Source organism: Niveispirillum sp. BGYR6 (genome assembly GCF_027568365.1).
In the GTDB taxonomy this organism is placed as follows: Bacteria; Pseudomonadota; Alphaproteobacteria; order Azospirillales; family Azospirillaceae; genus Niveispirillum.
In genome coordinates this window covers 226609-243097 of record NZ_JANLNL010000004.1, presented here as the reverse complement: position 1 = coordinate 243097, position 16489 = coordinate 226609, and the positions used below count along the sequence as shown (strand labels likewise).

10 protein-coding genes and 2 tRNA genes are annotated in these 16489 nt (G+C 63.5%); 4 read left to right on the top strand and 8 right to left on the bottom strand.

What is annotated here, in order from left to right; translation table 11 throughout:
* Positions 1-62: 62 nt before the first annotated feature.
* From PCJ49_RS11670 to PCJ49_RS11645, 6 genes are all read right to left on the bottom strand, one after another.
* The gene (locus tag PCJ49_RS11670; RefSeq protein WP_269911084.1) at positions 63-2435 is read right to left on the bottom strand and encodes an MMPL family transporter; all 2373 of its coding nucleotides are present in this window, start codon (positions 2433-2435) and stop codon (positions 63-65) included.
* Between the two features lie 63 nt (positions 2436-2498).
* Positions 2499-3452 carry a YCF48-related protein gene (locus tag PCJ49_RS11665; protein WP_269911083.1) on the bottom strand — a complete coding sequence of 318 codons (954 nt, stop codon included), beginning with the start codon at positions 3450-3452 and terminating at the stop codon, positions 2499-2501.
* Between the two features lie 168 nt (positions 3453-3620).
* Positions 3621-4958, bottom strand: coding sequence for a DUF1329 domain-containing protein (locus tag PCJ49_RS11660; RefSeq protein ID WP_269911082.1), 1338 nt, complete (start codon positions 4956-4958; stop codon positions 3621-3623).
* A gap of 38 nt (positions 4959-4996) precedes the next feature.
* Positions 4997-7180 carry a DUF1302 domain-containing protein gene (locus PCJ49_RS11655; RefSeq protein WP_269911081.1) on the bottom strand — a complete coding sequence of 728 codons (2184 nt, stop codon included), beginning with the start codon at positions 7178-7180 and terminating at the stop codon, positions 4997-4999.
* 436 nt (positions 7181-7616) lie between these two features.
* Positions 7617-8057: a DUF29 domain-containing protein gene (locus tag PCJ49_RS11650; protein WP_089286179.1), complete on the bottom strand. Its 441-nt coding sequence runs from the start codon at positions 8055-8057 to the stop codon at positions 7617-7619.
* A gap of 100 nt (positions 8058-8157) precedes the next feature.
* Positions 8158-11058: an EAL domain-containing protein gene (locus PCJ49_RS11645; protein WP_269911080.1), complete on the bottom strand. Its 2901-nt coding sequence runs from the start codon at positions 11056-11058 to the stop codon at positions 8158-8160.
* Positions 11059-11335: 277 nt separating this feature from the next.
* Here PCJ49_RS11645 and PCJ49_RS11640 point away from each other — a divergent pair, with 277 nt between their 5' ends.
* Genes PCJ49_RS11640 through PCJ49_RS11630 form a run of 3 tightly spaced genes read left to right on the top strand, consistent with a single transcriptional unit; the run spans position 11336 to position 14705 of the window.
* On the top strand, positions 11336-12754 hold the full coding sequence (locus PCJ49_RS11640; protein ID WP_269911079.1) for a YcjX family protein: 1419 nt from the start codon (positions 11336-11338) through the stop codon (positions 12752-12754).
* Positions 12751-13749: a TIGR01620 family protein gene (locus tag PCJ49_RS11635; protein WP_269911078.1), complete on the top strand. Its 999-nt coding sequence runs from the start codon at positions 12751-12753 to the stop codon at positions 13747-13749. The genes PCJ49_RS11640 and PCJ49_RS11635 overlap by 4 nt, the downstream gene beginning before the upstream one ends.
* A gap of 29 nt (positions 13750-13778) precedes the next feature.
* Entirely contained in the window at positions 13779-14705 is a 927-nt protein-coding gene (locus PCJ49_RS11630; RefSeq protein WP_269911077.1) for a ketopantoate reductase family protein, read from the top strand.
* Positions 14706-14827: 122 nt separating this feature from the next.
* Here PCJ49_RS11630 and PCJ49_RS11625 read toward each other — a convergent pair.
* Together PCJ49_RS11625 and PCJ49_RS11620 are read right to left on the bottom strand one after the other, a co-directional pair.
* Positions 14828-14901, bottom strand: a tRNA-Gln gene (locus PCJ49_RS11625).
* A 54-nt stretch (positions 14902-14955) separates the two neighbouring features.
* Positions 14956-15029, bottom strand: a tRNA-Gln gene (locus PCJ49_RS11620).
* Between the two features lie 311 nt (positions 15030-15340).
* Between PCJ49_RS11620 and PCJ49_RS11615 the strand changes: the two genes are divergently transcribed.
* A complete protein-coding gene (locus tag PCJ49_RS11615; protein WP_269911076.1) occupies positions 15341-16426 on the top strand; it encodes a Ppx/GppA phosphatase family protein in 1086 nt (361 codons plus the stop codon).
* Positions 16427-16489: the final 63 nt, after the last annotated feature.

Here is a 16489-nt window from a genome sequence, read left to right as displayed (position 1 = left end):
CCTGGACCCCGGACATGAAAAGGGGCCGCGACAGCTGAACGTCGCGGCCCCTTTTTTTATTCTCAGTGCACGGCGAAGGTCCGCTTCGAGGCGCGGCGTACTTCCGCTTCGAACAGTTTCGGGAACAGGCGGTACAGCAAGGCCGCCACGGCGGGCAACAGCACCACCGCCCCGATCATGTTGGCCAGGAAGATGAAGGTCAGCAACACGCCCATATCCGCCTGGAACTTCAGGTCAGAGAAGGTCCAGGTGGCCGTGCCCACCGCCAGCGTCAGGCCGGTGAACAGAACCGAACTGCCGGTTTCCTGCAAGGTACGGTAATAGGCGTCGGCGAAGCTCAGGCCATGCTTCAGATAGCTTTGCAGCCGGTTGAAAATATAAAGGCCGTAATCCACGCCGATGCCCACGCCCAGCGCCGCCGCCGGCAGGGTGGAAATTTTCAGCCCGATGCCCAGCCAGGTCATCATAGCGTTGCACAGGATCGACACCACGATCAGCGGCAGCACCGTGGCCAGCGAGCCGACCAGCGACCGGAAGGTGATGACGCAGAACAGCACCACGGTGGCGTAAACCAGCAGCAGCATCGGCTTTTCCGCCGACATCACCGCCTCGTTCGTGGCGGCCATCACGCCGACATTGCCGGTGGCCAGCTTGAACTGCACGCTGTCGGACGGGTTGGCCTTGTTATAGGCCTCCACCGCATCGACAATGCCCTGGATGGTCGCCGCCTTGTGATCCTTGGTGAACACCATCACCGGCATGACGGAGCAGTTGGAGTTCAGCAGCCCGGTGGAGGTTTCAATCGGCGTCACCGTGCGCACCAGTACCTGGCTGTTGCGCGGCAGCACCCGCCAGTTCAGATTGCCTTCATTCCAGCCGGCATTCACCGTCTTCATGGCGGTGGCCATGGACATGGTGGATTGCACGCCCGGCACATTGGTCATGGCCCAGGTGAAATCATCCACCTGTTTGATGACATTATAGTCGATACAGCCATTCTCATGCGTTTCGGCGATGATCTGGATGATATCCACGCCGATGGCGAACCGGTCGACGATTAACTGGGCATCGCGGTTATAACGGCTGTCGGGCCAGAGTTCCGGCACACCGGCCTCCGTATCGCCGACAATCATGTTTTCCTGCGCCCGCCAGGAAATACCCAGCACCACCAGCCCGATCACCACCATGACAATGGCGCCCTTGGGCCGGGCGAACACGGCGAACCAAGCCCATACCTTGTCGAACCGCCCCACCTGACCCGAGACGCGGGCGCGATACTTGTCGCCCAGCGGCAGGAAGGACAGCACCACCGGCAACACCCAGAGATGGGTGATGATGATGATCAACATGCCGACCGAGGCCGACACCGCCAGTTCCTGGATCATGCGGATCTGGATGATGGCGATGGTGACGAAGGCCAGCGCATCGGTCACCAGGGCCGAGGCGCCGGGGATCAGCAGCCGTTCAAAGCTGATGCGTGCCGCCGTGGCGGCATCCGCCCCCTTGCCGATTTCCTGGGTGATGGTGCCGACATTCTGCACGCCGTGCGAAATGGCAATCGCAAACACCAGGAACGGCACCAGAATGGACAGCGGATCAATGCCATAGCCCAGAATCACCAACAGGCCGAACTGCCAGATCACCGTGCAGAGCGAAATACCCAGCATGGCAAAGGTCATCATCCAGCTTTTGCCATAGCCATAGACCAGCACGGCCGTGATGACAAAGGCGATGGCGAAGAACATCACCACGCTTTTGGCACCATCGGCAATATCGCCCATCCCCTTGGCAAAGCCGATAATATGCACCTGGATCTTGCCATCTTCATACTTGGCGCGGATCTCTTCCAGCTGCTTGGCCACCGCCATGTAATCCAGCTTGGCACCGGTGCGCGGGTCAGTTTCCACCAGCTGCACACTGACCAAGGCGGCGGTAAAATCTTCCGCCACCAGCCGGCCGACCTGGCCGGATTTCAGCACATTCTCGCGGACAATCGGCAGCCATTCGGCATTGGGCTGGAATTCCGCCGGGATGACATTGCCGCCGGCAAAACCATCCTCAACAATTTCGATGAAGCGGACATTGGGGGTGAACAGGCTGGTGACGCTGGCCCGGTCCACGCCGGGCACGAAGAACACGGCATCCGTCACCTGCTTCAGCCGGGTCATGAATTCCGGCGTATAGATATCGCCTTCCTTCACCGACAGGGCCACCAGCACACGGTTGGCGCCACCGAACTCCTTCATATGCTTGGAAAAAGTCTGCATGTAAGGATGTTCGAGCGGCAAGGTCTTTTCAAACCCCGCGTCAACGCGCAGCTTCGCCCCCTGCCAGCCCATGAACAGGGTCAGCAGGGCGAAGATCACCAGCACCAGCCCGCGATGGCGGAAGGTCCAATATTCAAGCCGGGAGGCGAAGGAGGGCGACTGCGACATGGGTGCGGGCCTTCATACGGAATATCGGGTCGGGCGGCCCGGCAAGGGGGGCCGCGCGCAGGATCAGGGGGCGGCCGGCAACGGCCCCGCCTCCCCGAGAAGAATGACACGGCCATCGGCCGCCTGGACGATATCGGCGAGCGCCACGCGGTCGGCGCGTTTCGTGGTGGTAAAGCTGCGGCCGCCATCGCGGCTGGTCAGCACCGCGCCCTGCGCCCCCACCAGCATGATGCTGCCATCGGCCAGCAGCGCCCCGCCCATCAGCCCGGCCGTGGTGCCGCTTTCCACCTTCACCCAGCTGGCGCCGGCGTCATCCGTGCGGAAGATATTGCCCTGCAGCCCATAGATCAGGAAGCTTTGCGGCCCCAGGACAAGGGCATCGAAGAAGGAACCATCATAGGGGCTTTCCAGCCGGTTCCAGGTGGCACCGGCATCGCCGGAAAAGAACAGCGTCCCCGCCTCCCCCACCAGCAGCCTGGTTTCCGGCGTCGGTGCCAGGATGGCGTTGAAGTGGAAATCATCCTCACTGACCTTGCGGGGGGTCCAGCTTTTACCGCCATCGGCGGTTTCCAGATAGAGCCCATAGGCACCCACGGCGATACCGTGCTGGGCATCAGTGAACAGCACATCCAGCAGGGGCTGTTCCAGTGCCGGGTCTGCCTGCTGCAAGGTCCAGCTTTCCCCGCCATCGGCCGTATGCAGGATCACCGCATCATGGCCCACGGCCCAGCCCTGTTTGGCATCAATGAAGCTGACCCCGGTCAAGGCAGCATTCACCGGCACCGGCACCTGGCGCCAGTTGGCCCCCTGATCATCAGACAGCAGGATATGGCCGCGTTCCCCGACAGCAACCAGCCGGTCGCCGGCGCGGGTTGCCCCCAGCATCAAGGAATGCACAGCGAGCGGGGCGATGACAGCCGGCTTCAGCCCGGCGGGCAGGGTTTCCGCCGCAGCAGCCGGCCCGGCAAGGGGAAACAGCAGCAGCGCGGCAAGGGCGACGGAGGAGGGGAACCTCATGATTTCCTGTTCGGCAGCAGCAAGAACGGTCGGGTGAGGTCGGGGGTGCCAATAGCGGAAGTGTAAACGGTTCCGATAGATATCGAACCAGTATAATTTCCAGACACCAGTGACACCAAAGCCGGCCGAGGGTTTGGCCCCCGGCCGGCCTTCGTCACGGGGTGGCCCTTAACGGACGCCGGCGCGGCGCAGGCTGTCGGGCGAGAAGTCAGCGTCGCTGAACTTGGCGTCGAACTTGTAGGGGGCTTCCTGATTATCCAGGCCGATGGCGGTGTAGCGACCGGACTGGAGGTCATAGAGCGCATCCAGCGTCGACCAGTAGGTCGGCACCGAATAATAGTTGATGCCGTGGCTTTCCGCCACGCGCCACATCTGGCCGCGTGCATCCAGATGATCGGCCACCACGATCTGCCAGCTATCCTCGTCGATATAGAAGCGGCGCTTGGCATAGATGTGGCTGGTGCCGGCCTTCAGCGTGGCTTCCACCACCCAGACGCGGTGCAGCTCATAGCGCGCCAGATCCTGGTTGATATGGTTCGGCTTGACGATATCGTCGTACTTCACATCCTTGGAATGCAGCTTGTAGGCATTGTACGGGACATACATTTCCTTACGGCCGACCAGCTTCCAGTCATAGCGGTCGGGCGCGCCGGAGAAGATGTCGAAATTGTCGGTGGTGCGCAGCCCGTCTGACGCCGTGCCGGGATTGTCATAGGCGACATTGGGGGCGCGACGCACTCGGCGCTGACCGGGATTGTAAGTCCAGGCCGAGCGCGGCTCCTTCACCTGATTGATGGTTTCATGCACCAGCAGGATTTCGCCGGCCAGACGGGCCGGGCTGGTCACTTCCTGCAGGAAATAGAGCGAGTTGTTGCTGGTGGTGCCGCCGGGGGCGGAATAGAGATATTTCACCTGTTCATGCAGCATGATCAGGGTATAGGAACCGTCGGTCTGCGGGTTCACCTGCCCGACCATGCGTTCCGTCCCCTCCCCGCGATAGCGCAGCAGGTGGTTCCACACCGCCTCCACGCCTTCTTTCGGAATGGGGAAGGGCACGCCCTCCTTGGCGCCTTCCACACCATTGCCGCCATCCACCAGCTTGGCGCGGGTAGCGTTGGCAATGGTTTCATCATAGATGCGCTTGGGGTAAGACGCGCTTCGGCGCGTGGGATAGACGTTCATCTTGTAGGAGGGATATTGCTTCAGCAGGGCCTTCAACCCGTCCGGCAGTTTATCCTCATACTGTGCCATGTTGGCGGCCGTGATGGTGAACTTCACCTTGTCATCGGCGTAAGGATCGATCTCGATCGTGCCCGGGGTCCAGCCGGCAGGCGGCTTGGTGATGCCGCCGGTCCATTCCGGGATGGTGCCATCGGCGTTGGCCGCCTTAATGGCCCCCAACGGCGTCAGGGTCTTACCCAGATCACTGGCAGACTGGGCCAGCGCCGGCATCGCCAGCGCCACGGCCATCACACCACCCAGAAGAGCTGTCTTGATAGAGAACATGCGTTTCCTCCTCGATCGCTTTTTATCGTTGTCAGACGTCAGAACGAATATTTCACGCTGAAGGACACGAAATCGCGATCGTTGATCAGGTTATAGGCCCCCGCCCCGAAGAAGTTGGAATAGCTGAGATCCAGGGTGATCTGTTCGCGGACCACGGCGCGCAGACCCAGGCTGACCGCCTTGCGATCTTCCACGAAATTGCTGAGCGGCGACGGCGTGGTGCCATTCACATCATGCTGCCAGGAGATGCTGGGATAGAGATTCACGCCGGGGAATGCGTTCAGATAATCGAAGCGCGCGGCGATGCGGTAACCCCAGGAGAAGGGATCGGCGAAACCATCGCTCAACACATCGGCCATGCCGCCACGGCCCAGGAAGGCGGGGTTACCGCCAACGAAGGTGCCCGGCCCCTCGTACCGCATCACGCTCTTGGACGGCATGTCCTTGATCCAGGTGCCGCCCACTTCACCGACCAGCACCCACTGGTCGGCCCCGAAGGCGCGTTCGAACGCCTTGGTGGCGGTCATCTGGGCCTGGACAACATCATGTTCCTTCCAGCCCTGGAGACGACGGCCAAACCAGTTGTTCACCAGATCCTGGCTGATGGCAGCGGCAGTGCTGCCTTTGATGCCGCCCAGATCTTTCACCACCTGGTTGGTGTTGAACAGACCCGCCCCCTGCAGGGCGGCACTGTTGGCACCGGCCGTCTGGAAGGCGGCACGCGTACCGCCCGGCGAGCCGGCAGCGGCAGCGATGCCGGAGCTGATGGCACCCGCCACCGCCGGGCTGGCCGCCTGAATCTGCTCAAACGTGCGGCCCGTAAACGGCGCCAGTGCTGGGTTGGAAGCAACCGCCCGCGCCACCGCAGCATCGAAGGAGGCGCTACCCGCCGTCTGACCCTGGCTGATCAGGCCGATGATGGTGGGGGCGGCCAGGGTGGCCTGCAACAGTTCCACATCATCCAGCGCCAGCGGCTGGTCCTTGCGCAGGCTCACCTCGCCCTGAAGGGAAATGCCGAACAGGTTGGTGTTGAAGCTGCCACCGAACAGCTTGATATCTTCAGGATATTCGGCCCGGTAGCCGCTGAACTCGGTAAAGCGGCTGGTATTGCTGACGAACTGGGTATAGGGCGAGACAAAGCCGCTCAGCACCGGCAGGCGGCTGTGATAATTGATGAAATAGGCACCGAATTCCGTGTTGTTCAGCCCTTCGGAGAAGACGCGCGCCGCCAGACCATACTGGCCGCTGTCGCTGGGCCTGTCATCATCCAGGCGCGGCACCACGGTGCCGAACGGGGTCAGCGACTGCACGCCGCGGAAGCCATTCAGCTTGGGATCGGGATAGAGATTGGTCGGGAAGACGTTGCCGCCCGCCACCGCACCCTGGGTCGGGCTGTCCTTGAACAGGTAATTGCCGAAGCCGATGAACAGATGATCGCCACCGGGTGAGGCGAAATCATTGGTGGAGAAGAAGGAGCCAGCGGCTTCCGGCTCCGTCTTGTCCCATTTGAACTGGTAGAAGGCCTCCAGCGAGAAATTCTCATTGAAGGAGAAATTCACGTCGGCGATCGGTACCGGCAGGAAGCCTTCCTTCAACTCCGTCCCCGGCACGCGCAGGGCCGAGACATTAATCGGGTTGATGGTGTTGATACCGTTCTGGATGAAGGTGCTTTCACCCCAGCTCAGCACCTGGTTGCCCAGGCGGATATCCAGATTGCTGCTCTCCCCCACGGCGAAATTGCCATAGACGAAGGCGTCCAGCAGGTCGAAGTCGCGGCCCACCCGCTCCTGCGCCTGGGAAGAGAGATCAAAGCGCCCGGTGCGGCCGAAGCTGCTGCCCGACTTCTTGGCATTCACCACGTCATAGAAATAGGTGCCGCGCACGAAGGCACCCAGATTGCCGTAATTCAGCTTCAATTCATGGGTGACACGGCCGGCCAGTGACACCAGCCCCTTGCCGTAATTCAGATTGCCATTATCGCTATTAATGGAATTGGCGCGCCCGCCATTGGCCACACCGATCAGATCAGGATCACGATCCTGGACACGGAACAGGGCGCCCAGGGTCAAGGTGGTGTCGAAACTGCCGCTGAGATCGCCCCGGTTGAACGAGACCGCACCAGCACTCCCCACCATCAGCAGCGGGGCCAGCAGGGCCGCCGCACTGGCGCCCGCCAGCATCCGACGATCAAGACGCGCCTTGGGCATGGATTTCCGTGCCATGATACCTCCTCCCACATATTTTTTCCCCGCCGCTCTGGGCAGGCTCGCCGACACTTCCGGTCGACTGGGGATTTCAGATTCGACTGTTATGGGTGCTATGTGGTGGCGTCAAGGCTTCTATGCAGCCTTTCGGCAAGCCTGATGCGTTTGATCCGGACTTTGGCAAAAAGGACACAAATTTCCAGCCATTTCCAAGGGTTTGCGCAACGATTGAGCAACGAATTCAAACGGGCGTTTATTTTGCGGCGGCGAAGAAAACGCGCACAAACCTACGCAAGCGCAGCATTGCTGCGCTGCAAATCATTGTGACGTCTCCGTCAAGATTTTACCTATAGGGAAACCTGCGCACCCGCCGATTCGCGCGAATCGGCGGGTGGAGGGGGCGGGCCGAGAGGGACCGGGATCGGCAGGGGGAAGGCCGTTGGCCCCACCCCGCTCAATGCTGATCAGGCCAGAAACCGGCATCCATGATCAGGTCAAAGGACCAGGGACATTCAGCCGGGAACGTCTTCTCCAGCAGGCCGGTTTCCGCCGCCGCCTGGATCAGGGCGTTGCCATAGGCCTGTTCAATAACGTCCCCCACTTTGGCCTTAAGGCTGGGGTTGTCCTGCAGATGAACAGCAAGGTCACGCCGCTGCACCCGGATTGTCGCCTCCCAGGAAGCGCTTCGCCGCAGGGGCTGGAACTGCCATTTCAGCAGATGCAGGAGCAGGACGACGAGACGGTTTGCCAGCTCGCGCTTCTCGGTCTTCCCCATGCTCTCGATTTCCTCGGCGATATGCTCGATGTCGGCCGCCGCCAGCTTGCCAGCCCGCAGCAAAGCCGCCTGTTCATTGGCCCATGCATAGAAATCCGTCTCATAGAGATTTCCGGTCATGTTGCACCTCCACATATCGAACCCAGGCGGATCATAGCACACCCTCTCAGGCCGTTTTTCCAGCACCATATGGGGTGGGTTATGAGAGGCCGATTCCGGTTCAGCCGGCGGGTGCCGGTTCCACCGCGGTGCGCAGGAAGCGGCTTTCCAGGTCGCCCGGCGGCAACGGGCGGGAGAAGAAATAGCCCTGCATTTCGTCGCAATGGTGGCGGCGCAGGAAATCCAGCTGCTCTTCCGTCTCGATCCCCTCTGCCACCACTTTCAGGCCCAGCTGGCGGCCCATGGCGATGATGGTGGCGGCGATGGCGCCGGTATCGGCATTGGTCGGCGCCTCATTCACGAAGGAGCGGTCCACCTTCAGCGTGGTGATGGGCAGGCGCCGCAGATAGGAGAGCGAGGAATAGCCGGTGCCGAAATCATCAATGGCGATACGGATGCCGCGGTCGCGCACCTCCGTCAGCGTATCAGCGATATAGGCGAGATTGGACATCATCGCCGTCTCGGTAATCTCAATCTCCAGCAAGGCCGGCGGCACGCCATATTCCTGGCAGAGCGCCATTACCCGTTCACCAAATTGCGGCGTGGCGATCTGGCGGACGGAGACATTCACCGCCACCGGGATGGGAGCAAAGCCCCGGCTCTGCCAGTCGCGGATCTGCGCCAGGGCGGCGCGCATCACCCAATCGCCGATGGGCACGATCAGGCCGGTTTCCTCCGCCACGGGGATGAACTTGCCGGGTGGGATCATGCCGATTTCCGGGTGCTGCCAGCGCAACAGGGCTTCCACGCCCACGGCCTGCATGGTCCCCATATCGATCTTGGGCTGGTAATGCAGGAAGAACTGGCCCTGGTCCAACGCCTCGCGCAGGGAATGTTCCAACGACAGGCGGGCCACCGCCGCCTCGTTCATTTCCGGCGTAAAGAAGCGATAGCCATTGCCGCCCGCTGCCTTGGAGGTGTGCATCGCCGTATCGGCATCGCGCATCAGGGCATGGAAATCCTGCCCGTCACCGGGGAACAGGCTGATCCCGATAGAGGTGGTGATGAAAAGCTGCTGGCCATCAATGCCGAACGGGCGCGACAGGCTGACCAGGATGGTTTCCGCCACACGGGCCGCCATCTGCGGATCGGACAGATCCTCCGCCACCACCAGGAATTCGTCGGCGCCGAGGCGCCCCACCGTATCGGTGGCGCGCACGCAGGCGCCCAGCCGCTGGGCCAGGGCACGCAGCAGCTTGTCACCCGCCTGATGACCCAGACTGTCATTAACCAGCTTGAACCGGTCAATATCCAGCAGCAGCACGGCCACCGTGGTGCCCTTGCGCCCGGCATGGGCCAGCGCGTGCTGCAACCGGTCCTGCACCAGGGTGCGGTTGGGCAGACCGGTCAGCGGGTCATGGGTGCTGACATACATCAGCTGTTCTTCAAACCGCTTGCGGTCGCTGACATCGGTCATGGTGCCGGTGAAGCGCAGCGGCTTGCCAGCCTCATCACGGATGGCCTGGCCGCGCGCTTCGATCCAGACCCAGCTGCCATCGCGGTGGCGCAGCCGATACATGGACAGGTAATCGCCGACATCGCCGCTCAGATAGCGGTCGATATGGGCCTGGGCATTTTCCTTATCGTCGGGATGCAGCAGCCCATCGAACAGCTTATTGGCATAAAGCGCGTCCACCGCGTCATAGCCCAGCATCTCGATGAATTCCGGGCTCCACCAGAAGCTGCCCTTGGCGTAGTTATTATCAAACACGCCCGACCGGGTGGCGCGCACGGCCAGTTTCAGCCGCTCCTCGCTCTCCCGCAGGGCCTGCTCGGCGCGTTTGCGCTGGGTAATGTCCTGCACCACACAGATGGCGGTGCGGCGGTCACCCAGCCGCATCTGGCTGACGCCGAACGCCATGGCGAAGACCTCACCCCCCTTGCGGCGGCCCTGGATTTCGGCCCGGTTGTCGGGCCGCTGTTCCTCATCCCCCCGCCGCAGACAGGCCACCAGGGCCACGGCCACCCGTGTCCAATCCCGCTCCTCGATCAGGGTGACGAAGGGCTGGCCCAGCGCCTCCTTCTGGGGATAGTCAAACAGGGCCTGGGCGGCGGCATTCATCGTCTCAATGCGCAGATCCTCATCCAGGGTGATGATGCCATCGGCCACATTGTCCATGATGCCGGACAGGCGGGCTTCCCGCTCCTTCAGCGCCTGAACAGCGCGGCCACGTTCCACCAGCGACTGGTCGAACTGTGTCAACAGCTCATTCGTCGTCTTGGCCAGCAGGCCCAGCTCGTCATCCTCGTGCCGTGCCGGCACCGTCAGCAGCCGACCGGCGGGGCGTGCCGGATCGATGGCGGCGATGGCCGACGACATGCGCAGGAAAGGCTTGGTGATGGTGGAATAGAACATCACCACCAGAATCAGCGCCAGCGTCACGGTCCAGATGATGCCGGTGCCCAGCACCACGCCGGAGCGGCGGAAAAATTCCTGCGCGATCAGCAGCCGGTCGATGCTGACGCGCAATTCACCGACATTCTGGTTATGCCTTTCAATGACCAGCGGGATGGAGAAGGTCTTCTCCATCGGCAACAGCATCTCCGCCAGCCATTTCAGGCCACCTTCCGCCTGGGGGCGTTCCATCGAGGCCAGCTGGTTGCCGAAATCCTCATAAATCACGGCGCGATAGACGGGGCGATATTCGAACAGGCCGGTCACCACCCGGTCAGCCAGGGCCTGGTCGAAGGAATAGGCGGCCTCCGCCGCCGGTTCGCGCAGGGTGGACAGCACCTGCTGCACCAGCTGGTCGGATTGCTTTTCCATATCCAGCAGGTCGATGCCGATCTGCACCGTGCTCAGCACCATGCCCAGCACCAGCGTCAGCAAGGCGGTGTTGCGCGCCTGCTTGAAGGACAGGCGCTTGCGCAGCGGTACCCTGGCGGATGCCGTCAAAGCACTGCCAGCCGCATCCAGCGGCACACGGACGTCAGGTTTGGCAGGCGGTACAGTCGCGGTCATCCAGAACCTTGCATACTTCGCCACAGGGACCCGTCACCGCCGATCCCGGCGGATCGGCCGTACCATTGCCCTGCGGTAGCCCCATCACGCGAAAGCCGGTCCGGCCAACCCGTGTTTGCACGGACGATAATCTGCCTTTGTCGACATAGGTATTACAATCCCTTTGAAAGCGTCGTCGCACCATTTGCGGTAGGAAAACGTTAACAAAGTGCCCATCAATCCCATATCACAGGGAAAGAGCAGCGATGGCGCAAGACCTGGAAGGAGTAATCGCCCCGTGGCGGACTGGCTGGCAAGGATTGAAGAGGGCGGCGCCCGGGTGGTGGATGGGGCCGCACAGGTGGCGGCCCGGCTGGCCGGCGGCACACTGCGCCTGGGCGTCACCGGCCTGCGCCGGGCCGGCAAAACGGTCTTCATCACCTCGGCACTGAATAATCTGTTGCTGGCCGGGCGGCTGCCCTTTCTGGATGTACTGGCCCAGGGCCGTTATATCGGCGCCCAGCTGCGGCCGCAGCCCGATGGCGCCATACCCCGCTTTGATTATGAAAATCATCTGGCCGCCTTGACCGGCCCCGCCCCTGCCTGGCCCCAGGCCACCCGCGCCGTCTCCGAAATCCGCATTGCCCTGCGCTATCGCCCTGGCGGGCTGGTGCGGAGGCGGCTGGGCGGGGTGGCGACGCTGAACCTGGACATTATCGATTATCCGGGGGAATGGCTGCTGGACCTGCCAATGCTGCGGCAGGAATTCGGCGACTGGTCGGTCCAGACGCTGGAGCTGGCCAGCACCCGGCCCCGGCATGATCTGGCCCGCCCCTGGCTAGAGGCGCTGGATACGATCGACCCGGCCATGGCGGCCGACGAATCAACCGCCCGCCGGCTGGCCGCCCTTTACACCCAGTTCCTGTTGCAATGCCGGGCCAGCCGCATCGGCCTGTCGCTGTTGCAGCCGGGCCGCTTTCTGGAGCCGGGGGAGATGGAAGGTGCGCCCATCCTGACTTTCTGCCCCCTGCCCCCGGCCCCAGATGGGCGCTGGCGCAACGGCTCCCTGGGGGCGCTGATGCAGGACCGGTTCGAGGGCTATAAGGACAAGGTGATCCGCCGCTTCTTCCGCGACCATTTCGCCCGCATCGACCGGCAGATCGTACTGGTGGATCTGCTGTCGGCCATCAATGCCGGGGAACCGGGGATGGAGGATTTGCGCCGGTCGCTGTCGGCCACGCTGGAAAGCTTCCGCCATGGTATGGGCGGCTGGCTGGACTGGCTGGGCGGGGCAAGGGTGGACCGGGTGCTGTTCGCCGCCACCAAGGCCGACCATGTGGCCGCCCCGCAGCACGCCACCCTGACGGGGCTGCTGGAAACGCTGATGGCCGACCGGCTGCGCCATATCCGCTTTGAAGGGGCGGCGGTGAAATCGCTCTCGCTTGCCGCGGTCAAATGCACCGACAATGTGCTGACGGAACATGAGGGACGGCAACTGGCCTGCATCCAGGGCATCCCGCTGGGCCGGACAGAACCGTTGGTGCTGTTCCCTGGGGAGCTGCCGGACAGCCATCTGGGCCTTGGGGATGCGGTGGCGGACCGGTTCCGTTTCACCGATTTCCAGCCACCGCCCGGCCTGGGCCGCGATGGGCGCGGCCTGCCCAATATCCGCTTGGATCAAGCCCTGGAATTCCTGATCGGGGATCGGCTGGCATGAGCAGAACCGAAGATAAGGCCCCACCCGCCTGGGTGCCGCCGATGGAATTCGACCCGGCCAGCGCCCGCCCCCTGCCGGCCGAGCTGGAGCCCGATGCCCCAACATCCCTGGCCGGCGACATCCTGCCCCCGCCCCGCCGCGGCAAGGGGGCGGCCCGGCTGCTGCTGCTGTCGCTGGCGGCCTTGCTGCTGGCAGCACTGGGCTTCGACACGGCCGACCTGATCAACCGGGCGTTCAACTGGTCCCCCTGGGCGGGGAGCGCGCTGGCCGGCCTGCTGGGGCTGGCGGTGGCCAGCCTGGGCTGGCTGACCGGGCGGGAAGCCCTGGCCTGGCGGCGGCTACGCCGGGTGGATGATCTGCGCCAGCGCGCCACAGCCTTGCTGGCCGGAGGGGCGACAGGTAAGGAAGCCACCCCTCTGCGCGACGCGGTGGCCGACCTCTATGCCGGCCGGCGCGATCTGGCCCCGGCCCGTCACGCCCTGGCCAGCGCGGTCACCGATGCGCATGATGGGCGGGAGATGCTGGCCCTGACCGACCGTATCCTGTTGGCCCCGCTGGACAGTGCCGCCTATCGGCTGGTGCTGGCGGCGTCGCGCGATGTGGCGGTCGGCACGGCGCTCAGCCCCGCCGCGCTGCTGGATGTCGCCCTGGTGTTATGGCGCAACATGAAGCTGGTACGGGAGATCGCCGCGCTTTACGCCGCCCGGCCCGGCCTGTTCGGCTCCGCCCGGCTGGTGCGACGCATGGCGGAAAATGTCGGCGTGGCCGGGATGGTGGAAGGCGGTGACGGGCTGCTGGTGGATGCGCTGGGCGGCACGGTGGCGGCCGCCATCTCCGCACGGCTTGGCCAAGGGATGGTCAACGGCCTGCTGACAGCGCGCATCGGGCTGGCCGCCATGCATCTCTGTCGCCCCCTGCCCTTCGCCGCCGACCGGCAGCCGGGGCTGAACGATATCCGCAAGGAATTGCTGCGGTTGCCACAGAAGATACTATGATCCTGGTGGCGGGTTTCGGAGGAAAGTGAATGCGTATCCTGTTCCTGGGGGCCGGCGGGGTCGGCGGTTATTTTGGCGGGCGGCTGATGGAGGCCGGGGCCAATGTCAGCTTTCTGGTGCGCCCGCGCCGGCAGGCCCAGCTGATGGAAAACCTGCTGCGGGTGGACAGCCCGCACGGCAATATCCGCCTGCCAGCCCAGACCATCACCAAGGCGCGCAAGCCCTATGATCTGGTGGTGCTGGCCTGCAAGGCGTTTGATTTGGACGGTGCGATGGAAACCATCCAGCCCGCCATCGGGCCGGAAACGCTGATCCTGCCGCTGCTGAACGGCTTGAACCATATTGACCGGCTGGACGCCACCTTTGGCGCGGAACGGGTGATGGGCGGGCTCTGCCATATCCCCATCACCATGGAACCGGACGGCACCATCCGCCATCTCTCCAATATCCACCGGCTGATCTTCGGCGCCCGCTCCGCCAACCAGCAGCCCATGGTGGACCGGCTGGCGGCTTGCTTTGCCGGCACCTCGGTGGAATGGAGCCAGAGCGACAGCATCATGCTGGATATGTGGGAGAAATTCTTCTTCCTGGCCACGCTGGCTGCCTCCACCTGCCTGATGCGCGGCAGCGTTGGCGATGTGAACAGCCTGCCCGGCGGCACCAGCTTCATGAATGCCATGCTGGACGAGGCCGCCACCGTGGCCCAGGCCGCCGGCTATGCCCCGCGCGGACCGGTGCTGGACCGCTATCGCGGGGAACTGACCGACGCAGCCAGCACCGTCAATGCCTCCATGGCGCGCGACGTGGCGCGCGGCAACCGCACGGAGGCTGAGCATATTATCGGTGATATCGTGCGCCGGGGCGAAGAACGGGGCATTGCCACCCCGCTGCTGGGCCTGGGGCTGTTGCATCTGCGGGTTTACGAAAAGCAACTGGCGGCAAAAGCCGCCCGCTGAGGCAAGGGAGCCGGAGAACTGGTTTTCCGGCCCACCCCACAAATGATGCCAAGACCGGATCAACCCTCACCGGGTTGACCTGCCAACAGGTGCAGAAATACGGTGAACTTCAATGGAGAGGGTGGCTGGGGGACTAGGATTCGAACCTAGACTGGCGGAGTCAGAGTCCGCTGTCCTACCGTTAGACGATCCCCCATCCGAGGGGCTGCATAGCACAGCACCGGATGTAACATCTTCCGTCGCAGGAAGATGGCTGGGGGACTAGGATTCGAACCTAGACTGGCGGAGTCAGAGTCCGCTGTCCTACCGTTAGACGATCCCCCATCCGAACAACGAACCATCATAAATGGCCGCCATCAGGGTGGGCGGGCTTATAGCACCTGCTGGTAAGCCTGGGAAGCCCCTTCACGTCACAGGAACGCATAACAACGATGTTGGTTATGCATCTGTTATATGTACATATACCATCGGTGAGGATGCGGCGGATTTGTTGCAATGGCGGTTTGCGGCCGGGACGTCATCGGTTACGATGAACGCTGTGTAAATCGGCCGCGATGGGCGTGCGGAACGGTCGCATCGACCGGACGTTGAGAACAAGGACCAGGGTGGCAAGCGTGGAGGCGGGTTTAGCGAGCATGTCTGTCCAACAGACACCGGCGTCGGGAACGGGGGTTGCGTCCCCCGCTTCGACGACGACGGCCGCCGCTCATGCCCATCGTGAGGATACGGCCCTCCCTTTTGATGCCGGGCTGGAAAGCCGGCCCCCGGTTCTGGCCGCCCTGGACCTGGGCACCAATAATTGCCGCCTGCTGATCGCCCGCCCGGCGCGGGACGGGTTTCGGGTCATTGATGCCTTTTCCCGCATCGTCCGCCTGGGCGAAGGGCTCACCCGCAGCGACCGGCTGTGCGACGATGCCATGGCCCGCACGGTGCAGGCGCTGAAGGTCTGCCGGTCCAAGATGGAACGGCGCGGCGTCAGCCTGGTGCGCGCCGTGGGCACGGAGGCCTGTCGCCGCGCCGATAATTGTGAGGAGTTCCTGGGCCGGGTAGCCACGGAAACCGGCCTGCGGATCGAGATCATCAGCCCGAAGGAAGAGGCGCGGCTGGCCCTGGCCGGCTGTGCCCCCCTGCTGGACAGCACCCTGCCCCATGCGCTGGTTTTTGATATTGGCGGCGGCTCTACAGAGTTGCTGTGGATCAGGCTGTCGCGCGGCCGGCCGGTGGTGCTGGACCAGATTTCCGTGCCGCTGGGCGTGGTGAACCTGACGGAGACCTATGGCGGGGACCGGGTCTGCCCGAATGATTACCGCCGCATGATGGACCGGGTCGGCTCGGCCTTGAGCGATTTTGACAGCCGCAACAATATTGCCGCTGCCGTGGCCGCCCGCCGGGTGCAGATGCTGGGCGCATCCGGCACGGTGACGACGCTGGCCGGCATCCAGATGGGGCTGGCCCGTTACGACCGGTCGCGCGTAGATGGTGCCTGGCTGGACCGGGACAAGGCGCGCAGCATTTCCGAAACCCTGCTGGGGCTGGATTATCTGGGCCGGTCCAGCCAACCCTGTGTCGGCCGTGACCGGGCCGATCTGGTGGTGGCTGGCTGCGCCATCCTGGATGCGATCTGGCGGCAATGGCCGGTGCCGCAGCTGCGCATCGCCGACCGGGGCGTGCGGGAAGGCATCTTGTTCGAACTGGCCGCCCACGCCCGCCGCCACCGCTGATCCGGCTGCCGCCGCACCCTGCTAGGCTGGGTTGCGAAGCGTCCCCTTGCCTGCCGGCGCGAT